Raw genomic sequence first — 7,567 nt, 5'->3', positions numbered from 1 at the left:
CCTTCGTAAGGCGTCAGCTTTTTTCGCGGCGGCGGACCTCGACCGCCTACGGAAGAGATGATCATGTTTATAGATGACCACCGTGATCATCTTGGCGTCGAGGTGATTTGCAATGTTTTGCCGATCGCGCCTTCCACCTATTACCACCGCAAGTCGATTGATCGTTATCCCAAGAAGGCATCGGATCGAGCAAAGCGTGATGCCATCATAATGACTAGGATCACCCATTTCTGGGAGAATAGCGGGAAGCGCTATGGGGCGGTTAAGATCTGGCATGACTTGCTCGACGATGGGTTTGTCGTCGCCCGTTGCACGGTTGTTCGCCTTATGAAAAGCATGGGGATACAGGGAATTACACGCGGAAAGGTGACTACGACGAAAAGCAACCCTGCCTTGCCATGCCCTGAAGACAAAGTGAACCGAGAATTCAAAGCACCGGCCCCGAACATCTTGTGGGTTGCAGACTTTACCTACGTCAGGACCGCAGTCGGCTTTGTGTATGTGGCGTTTATCATTGATGTCTTTGCGCGCTACATTGTTGGCTGGAAAGTCTCTTCTTCTCCCAATGCCCAGATGGTGCTTGATGCTTTGAACCAGGCGCTGGCTGCGCGTCAACCGGACCCCAAAATACTTATTCATCACAGTGACAGGGGCGTTCAATATTTGTCGATCAAATACACTTAACGGCTTGAGGAAGCCAAAATTGATCCCTCAGTCGGCAGCGTTGGTGACAGCTATGACAATGCGATGGCCGAGACAATTAATGGCCTCTACAAGGCTGAGGTCATTGAACATGAGGGCCCTTGGCAAGGCAAAAAAGACGTCGAATTTGCCACGCTCGATTGGGTCCATTGGTTCAATCACGAACGCCGCTTTGGACCCATCGGATACATTGCTCCAGCACATGCAGAAAGGAACTTCTATGACAGCCTGAACACTGTTACTCTCGCCGCAGAATAGGAACTCAACTGTCTCCGATAAACCCGGTCTGGTTCAGCTTGTTCTCGGACCGGGCAGACTTGTGGCCCACGATCGACGCCGTGAAGTGTTCGGGCACACCCGTCCTTTTGAACCAGACCGGGTTTATCCCTCTTGTTGTCCGCCTGCGTCCCGAACTCCAAATGCTCGGGGTTGAAGCACTGCCTGTTGTGGCAGCGATGTCTGACGACCGTGTCGTGCCCCACGGCGATCCCCTCGAGAACACAGAGAACAAACCTGTAGCCCTCCATCTGCCTGCCACGGAAACGTACCTTGGCTGGTCCTGTGGTGTCACGGGTGAGGCAGTTGGTGTCGGTTCGGGTCGCGGTTTCGAGGAGTGTGGAGACCCGCGAACGGGCCTCCTCGTGGTGGTTTTCTATGATCTCCCGAAGCCAGGCCTCGATTTCTTCCTCGTAGATGAATGGTTCACGGTCCAGCATCAGTACAGGTCTCCCACAGCAGCAGATGCGGTTGCCGCAATTGCGCCATTCAGCGGACAGGGCGTCTCCAGGTGCTCTGCCAGGTTTTGCTGATAACCATCGGGACCAAGGACCTTACCTTTGCCGACAGAGTATTCAGGCTCGACCCAAACCACTCTGGCAAAGGTATTTCCACCCCACTTGGCCTTCTCGAGGGGATCGCCGTGGGGCACGACACGGTCGTCAGACATCGCAGCCACAACAGGCAGTGCTTCAACCCCGAGCATTTGGAGTTCGGGACGCAGGCGGACAACAAGAGGGATGACTGGGAGTTCGCGGCCAACGGCGTGGACTTCGACCTGCTCTGACCCGAGCGTCAGTCTTCCCCGACTCGTTTCACCGAAACCCTCAGCACCCCCGGAGAGTAATCTTCGGGGGCACCTGGGGCAGTTTATGGGGCAGAAATCACGGCAACCCACCCGAGGGCGGCCTGTTCTATCTGACGATATCTAAGAGAATTCTATGGCTGGGGTGGTAGGATTCGAACCTACGGTACACGCTACCAAAAAGCGTTGCCTTACCACTTGGCTACACCCCAACTGTGAGCGCTGGGATACTTTGGTCTGACAGTTAGTTCAAGAGCAAAATTGGAAAGAAAGAAGATTTTTTGTCCTGTGCTAGAGACCTCTTGAAATGAAACAATGAGACAACCAGCTGTGCCACTAACTCACCCCCGAAATTGGGTCCAAAAGAAGTCAATGTTCTTCGCAACCCTGCACTTGCCCCCAACCTTGGACCATCTAGGTCTAGATATTTCCGGCTTTGATCAGATTGGTGGGCTGGTATCACCATCTGATTTTATGAGCATGATCGGTGATTTATTCCCGATTGCGCTGTGTGGCCGTTCTTCGTTGTAGTATCTACCATTGCCCGGCCGGCGGTTGCCGAGCAATCTTCCGAGAGGGGCCAAGTATCCAATTTTTCAACCGCATCAACACCGCTCAAAAACCAGTGAGCGTTCAGAACTTTTTGGCGGAACTTTCTAAATGCTTCAATGAACGCGTTGTCCGTTGGTTTTCCCGCTGCACGGCACCTCAATGTAGCCAGTGCCACCAGTTAACAAGACACGCATTCAAAATAATCCTAAAGTAATTTTCCATTCTAATGGGATTGGCCGGTTCAGCTAAGTATCCATTTTAGTTTAATCGCCGGATACGGTGTCATGCACCACTGCACAACCTCAGCGTCTATTCGGCCCCTTCTATCGTCAGGTTGATTCAACGTCTGCCCGGCCACTAACACGCTCTATAATATCACTGGTGCTGGTTCCTGAATGGTACGGAATGCGACGCATAATACCCTGACTGTCAGCAAAATGATAAAACTCAGGGGTAGCGTTTCCAGCATACACAACGGCTTCAATGCCTCGCTGCGTTATGATTTTTTCTAATGTTGCAGCCTCCAGCGGATCGCGCACAATAAACGCTTCGTCCACGCATTTAATATTCTTGACCATTTCCAACCGCTCGTCTTCACCAATCACCGGTGTGCGCTTATAGCTTTCCGTCAGCGCATCAGACATCACCCCAACGATCAATCGCGTTCCAAAAGACGCTGCTTCTTGTAGTATTTTGACATGATTTACGTGCAAAAGGTCAAACACGCCGTCAGCATACACACGCCGTTCTAACGGAGCCACCAGTTCCTGGTGATTGTTCCAAGTCCTCAACAGCCAGATCGCACGGCGTATCCGGTACGAAAAACGCCACCACATGCTGCCTTCCGGCTTCAAGCCTCTGCTATTATATTGCCATTTCCACCGTTTAACGGGTTGTCGCCACTTGGGCCCGTAAGCATATTCAAGAAAGTCTTCCGCAGGGGAAGGTATCATCACCTTTTTTCCAAGGAAAAGACGTTCTTCGACCTGAAATTCGGGGCTGGCACTCAGCAGTTTTTTTCCATGCCGATATGACGTGGAATGGATTTTACCGCCCCTGCGATAACAAAACCGAATATCGACCTGCACCCCGGCATAGTCTAACTGAAACTGAAGGCCATCCTCAGGTGTTCCGAAGGGTTGAAGATTGGAAAAACCGGCTTGCTTAAGGTCATCAACGATTTGGGGATCGTAATCTTCAATCCACATGGCGAAATCAATATCATTGTCACCCTTGATAAAATACCCTTCGCGCATCATGCCAAGCAAGGTTCCATCGACCACAAAGAACTTGTGCCGAAATCTAACATTCAAGCAATCCACAAGCGCAGAAAATGCCTGCTCAGCTTTGATTTGGTCCATGGCGATCATTTGGTTGATCCTTAAGCGTTACGCAGTCGCGTATGCATTGCAGTAGCACTCTGTAAAGGCACAAATGACGCCCTCCCGGCTATCGGGATTACTTTCTTTTAATGAACGGCAGCCTCAGGCTATTGTCCCACGCCCCGTTCATCACACTGTCGCTTGTTTTAACATCAACGGCTCTAGGTTTACCACAAAATGGGACGTAAGTAATCCGTGGCACATTCGTTCGTTCAGTAATGTGTTGGATTAATGGCACATCTTCTTCAGGCGGGCGCGGGTTTCTTTTGTGGCATCACGTCACCTTTGCCATGCTTCGTCCAGCATTTCGATGAGCGGCCCTCAAAGGATCCATGTCGTTCACATGACACCCGTGACGCGTTAGAACTTTGCAACAAGGTTCAGGAACACACCTTTGTCGTCATAGACTAAATCGGTCAAATCATCCGAGAAGTTTCCGAAATTATACCCAAGCCCTACCTTCACGTTGGACCCAAAATGCCTATAGGCGGCGGCAAGCGCTGCGGTTTCGGAGGTTCCGGCCTGGATGGTTTTGAAGTTGCGAACTTCAAACAGCATGTCCCAATTGTGGACCAAATGATAGCGCATGCTCACGGCCGTCAGCATCGCGTCATTTTTCTCGAAGGGTGACGTTGCATTCGCCGATGTATTCGAGGACCGATATCCAAACTTGCCGCCCACTGTCCATCTTTCATCCAGATCATAACTGGCATCAATGCTAAAGACGTGACTGCGCTGGCGGGGGCCGTTTTTGTCAGTGTTATCAACCTGCTGCCCATACATATCGTATAAATACCGATAGCGCGCCAACACGTTAAGGCGGTCGTTCCCCGTCGGGCGATAGGCATAACCAAGTGACACTTCGGCAAATTCCCCATCAAGGGCAACATTGTCATTTGTCCGGGTATCGGTTGCGTTGAAAGCAAAGATCAAACGCGCGTCTGGGCTGATCGTATACTTGGCATTCGCCGCCAGAACAAAGGTTTCCGTATCAAGAGTTTTACCAGACCGCAGACCTTCATCGCGCCGATACTCGACCCGACCTGACAGGGAAAGGTCCTCTGTTTCGCGTCGCAGACCGAAAGACACTGCAGTGCGTTCAAAATCATTACCCGCCTTGTCGTCGATCGTGCCCAACTCAAACGCAATCGTCGATGACCACATGTCGCTTGGCGTGTAGGTCAGCCCAAATGCTGAGGCGTTAGATTGGTAGCGTCCGAAGGCGTCATAGGCGTTCTCAAAGAAGATATCGACATCATCTGAGATCTCGCGCTTGCCGCCCATAATGAAACGCCCACGATCCCGCCCAACAAGCGTATTGCCGTCAAGTTTGCGGCCAGCTTCCAGTTCGTAACCCAGATAGGTCGTGTTGCCTGCGCCATCATCGTATTCGCCAATAAGACGTCCACCAGCACCTTCGGACCCATCCGAAATCTCACCTGACACGGTCCAATTGTCGCCCAAACGATAGACCGTGCCAACACCGTAACGATCAGCCCGTTTCAAACCACTTACGGCAACCGAATGTTGGCCAAAGGCGTAAATATCGACATGTTCCGCAAGTGCGTAATCAACGCGCGCCGCAATATCTGTGCGCCGGCCTTTGTCCGATGCCGTGTTCAGATCTACATGCTCAACACCAAACCCAAGCTTTACATGTTCGTTCAGGGTAAAGCGCGTTTCCGCCCCGATGGTGCGATCAATCTTGCCTGCATCATTTTCATAACTGTCTGCATAGAATGAATATTTCACATCATCATTGGGCGCGATATCTGCATAGACTCCCCAAAGGGTCTCATCCCCGGTTGTCGCAAGAACCTGATGATTGAGATTGGAAAAGCCTTCCGTGCGATGTTCAAAATAGGCCCCGATGGACCCATCCATGTCATAGCCAAGGTCCGCCAGGCCAACGCGCCCGTTCAATTTGATCGCATTGCCAGATCCCGTTGCCAGCGCGTCTGAATTCACGATCAAACCACCGTCATTTGAGAAGGTGCTGGTGAACCCTGTGCCATCCGTGCGGGCAAGTTCTGCGGATACATAAGTGTCGTCATTCAAACGCCACAGCGCATCAACGCCGATTGCCGTGTGATCCACGGATCCGCTTTCGTCGACCATTGCATTGGCCCCAAGACGCAGCTGATCTGAAACCCAGACCTCGCCCCGCCCACCAAAGGCGAACCCGTCAATGTCAGTTAATGTCGGCGTGTATTCATATTGCGCCACCAGAACCAGTTCGGGGTCGCTGTTGTTGATGATCAAACCACTGTCAACGGAACGGCTTAAGGGGCGCGTCAGCGTCACGATGCCCTGAATATGGTTGATCGTGTAATCAACACCGGCTTTCAGTTGAACGGTATTGATAATGCGCCCGGTGTCGGCATCACGGATTTGGGCAAAGACTTTGGCCGTGCCGCTTAGAATATCCTGACGTTCCAGAAAATAGACAGAACCCCCGGTGCCCAAAAACACATCGCGCTGCGCCAGTTGATCGGGCTGGGCCCCATAGGCGGTGAAACGGGCGCGGGCTTCGCCGTCACCGGTGGTTTCCGGCGTCGCGTAAGCCCCTTGCAAACCATATAGGGCGCGGCTGTTGCTTACCAAAGTGTTGCCATCAAGATCAGCGTCAAAATCGCCAAACTGCACGAAATTGCCTTCGCGTTCGATGCGCAGATAGACCCGCCCAGAGGTCGGCGTGTTGTCAACTGACGTGCTGTCGTCACCATAGGTCGGGTAAAGCTCGCTTGGATCCACGCGCAGGGACAATTGCCGAGGGTCTTTATCTTGCAGACGACTAAAGATGTCCTTCAAATCGCCATTGTCCGTATCGATGCTTGCGGTGATCTCTACCCCATTTTCCAGGCGGCCATCCAGATAAGCCGACAAACGCCCTTCCTGATAGGTGTCCGTTTCACCGGAAATGCCATCTTTGCGGCGCCCAAACGTCAGATCAGCCACGGCGACATAGAACCATTCCGATTTAGGGATATTCACATCACGGGTCAGATCCACATTCTGGCCTGCTCCGTTGACCTGCACATTCACCGGGTAATCACCTGCGGGCAAAATACGCTGCAGAACAAAACCACCTGATGTATCAGGGCGAATGTTTTCACCCAATGCGGAGACGCTGGCACCCGTTGGCACGCCACTGCCTGATACGGTCACAGCCCCACCGTGAACCGGGATACGACGCAGTGCAGTTTGATCCGTGCCTTCCTCAACCCCATCGGTTTCAGCACGCCTGTCTGCGCGACTGACGGGGATCGGCGCGGTTGCATCAAAACGCCCATGTTCGTCGTACACCCGGTGGATCAAAGCGATATTTTCACCATCCGGCACGGCAATTGTGGCTTGCCCGTTAAGGCCAATCGGAACAATGCCAATCACCCGTGTTCCACCGCGCGCCCCAAGATCAACAACACGAATTTCACCGCGCTCGACATATGCAGGATAATTCAGTTCCGACTGAACCGTCACGCTATCCCCGGCCCCATACATGCGCGGCCCACCAAGCAATTGCAGATCAAGGCGTGGGGTACCGCCCAACCCATCATAGACCACCTGCACATCGGCCTGGGCCAATTGCACATCGGTTCTGCGAATTTCCTCACGCACACCAACATCACCCGCAATGGCATTGCCATTGATAGAAATGACAAACCCTTGCGGGGCCGCAGCAGCAGGGTTGCTTGGTCCCCTATTTGCCCGAGGTGGGGTCTCGGCATCGACCTCAACAACAAGGGGCGGGCTGTCCCCATCCGACAGAGCGATCTGTGCAGGAAGAACAAGCGCCGTCGCACCCAGCAGGGCGACAAGTGCGGATTTTTGGGTCTTCATCATCATCACT

5 protein-coding genes, 1 tRNA gene, 2 pseudogenes and 1 other annotated feature are annotated in these 7,567 nt (G+C 52.7%); of the genes and pseudogenes, 2 read left to right on the top strand and 6 right to left on the bottom strand.

Annotation, left to right across the window (positions count from 1 at the left end; translation table 11 throughout):
- Window positions 1–960 (top strand): annotated as a pseudogene (locus RJ38_RS15990) (IS3 family transposase); the annotation flags it as partial.
- Window positions 16–132: a sequence feature (AL1L pseudoknot), on the top strand. It overlaps the preceding pseudogene by 117 nt.
- Here the strand turns inward: RJ38_RS15990 and RJ38_RS19540 are convergent.
- Both RJ38_RS19540 and RJ38_RS19345 read right to left on the bottom strand, forming a co-directional pair.
- The gene (locus tag RJ38_RS19540) at window positions 921–1,229 is read right to left on the bottom strand and encodes an HNH endonuclease (protein ID WP_420319426.1); all 309 of its coding nucleotides are present in this window, start codon (window positions 1,227–1,229) and stop codon (window positions 921–923) included. The pseudogene RJ38_RS15990 and the gene RJ38_RS19540 overlap by 40 nt on opposite strands.
- Before the next feature lie 188 nt (window positions 1,230–1,417).
- Complete coding sequence (locus tag RJ38_RS19345; RefSeq protein ID WP_238321738.1) at window positions 1,418–1,648, bottom strand: hypothetical protein; 231 nt, start codon at window positions 1,646–1,648, stop codon at window positions 1,418–1,420.
- On the opposite strand from RJ38_RS19345, the gene RJ38_RS19565 reads away from it, so the two are divergent.
- On the top strand, window positions 1,622–1,765 hold the full coding sequence (locus tag RJ38_RS19565; RefSeq protein ID WP_474995140.1) for an HNH endonuclease: 144 nt from the start codon (window positions 1,622–1,624) through the stop codon (window positions 1,763–1,765). The genes RJ38_RS19345 and RJ38_RS19565 overlap by 27 nt on opposite strands.
- A 155-nt stretch (window positions 1,766–1,920) precedes the next feature.
- On the opposite strand, the gene RJ38_RS15975 is transcribed toward RJ38_RS19565, so the two are convergent.
- From RJ38_RS15975 to RJ38_RS15965, 4 genes and pseudogenes are all read right to left on the bottom strand, one after another.
- Window positions 1,921–1,995: transfer RNA gene (locus RJ38_RS15975), tRNA-Gln, on the bottom strand.
- Between the two features lie 228 nt (window positions 1,996–2,223).
- Window positions 2,224–2,498, bottom strand: a pseudogene (locus tag RJ38_RS18665) (integrase core domain-containing protein); the annotation flags it as partial.
- Window positions 2,499–2,664: 166 nt separating this feature from the next.
- Entirely contained in the window at window positions 2,665–3,705 is a 1,041-nt protein-coding gene (locus RJ38_RS18300; RefSeq protein ID WP_052245485.1) for an FAD synthase family protein, read from the bottom strand.
- A 372-nt stretch (window positions 3,706–4,077) separates the two neighbouring features.
- The gene (locus RJ38_RS15965; protein WP_156121902.1) at window positions 4,078–7,563 is read right to left on the bottom strand and encodes a porin family protein; all 3,486 of its coding nucleotides are present in this window, start codon (window positions 7,561–7,563) and stop codon (window positions 4,078–4,080) included.
- Between the last annotated feature and the right edge of the window lie 4 nt (window positions 7,564–7,567).

Origin of the sequence: Halocynthiibacter namhaensis (assembly GCF_000812685.1) — a bacterium.
Taxonomy (GTDB): Bacteria; Pseudomonadota; Alphaproteobacteria; order Rhodobacterales; family Rhodobacteraceae; genus Halocynthiibacter; species Halocynthiibacter namhaensis.
This window is presented reverse-complemented; position numbering and strand designations above follow the sequence as displayed.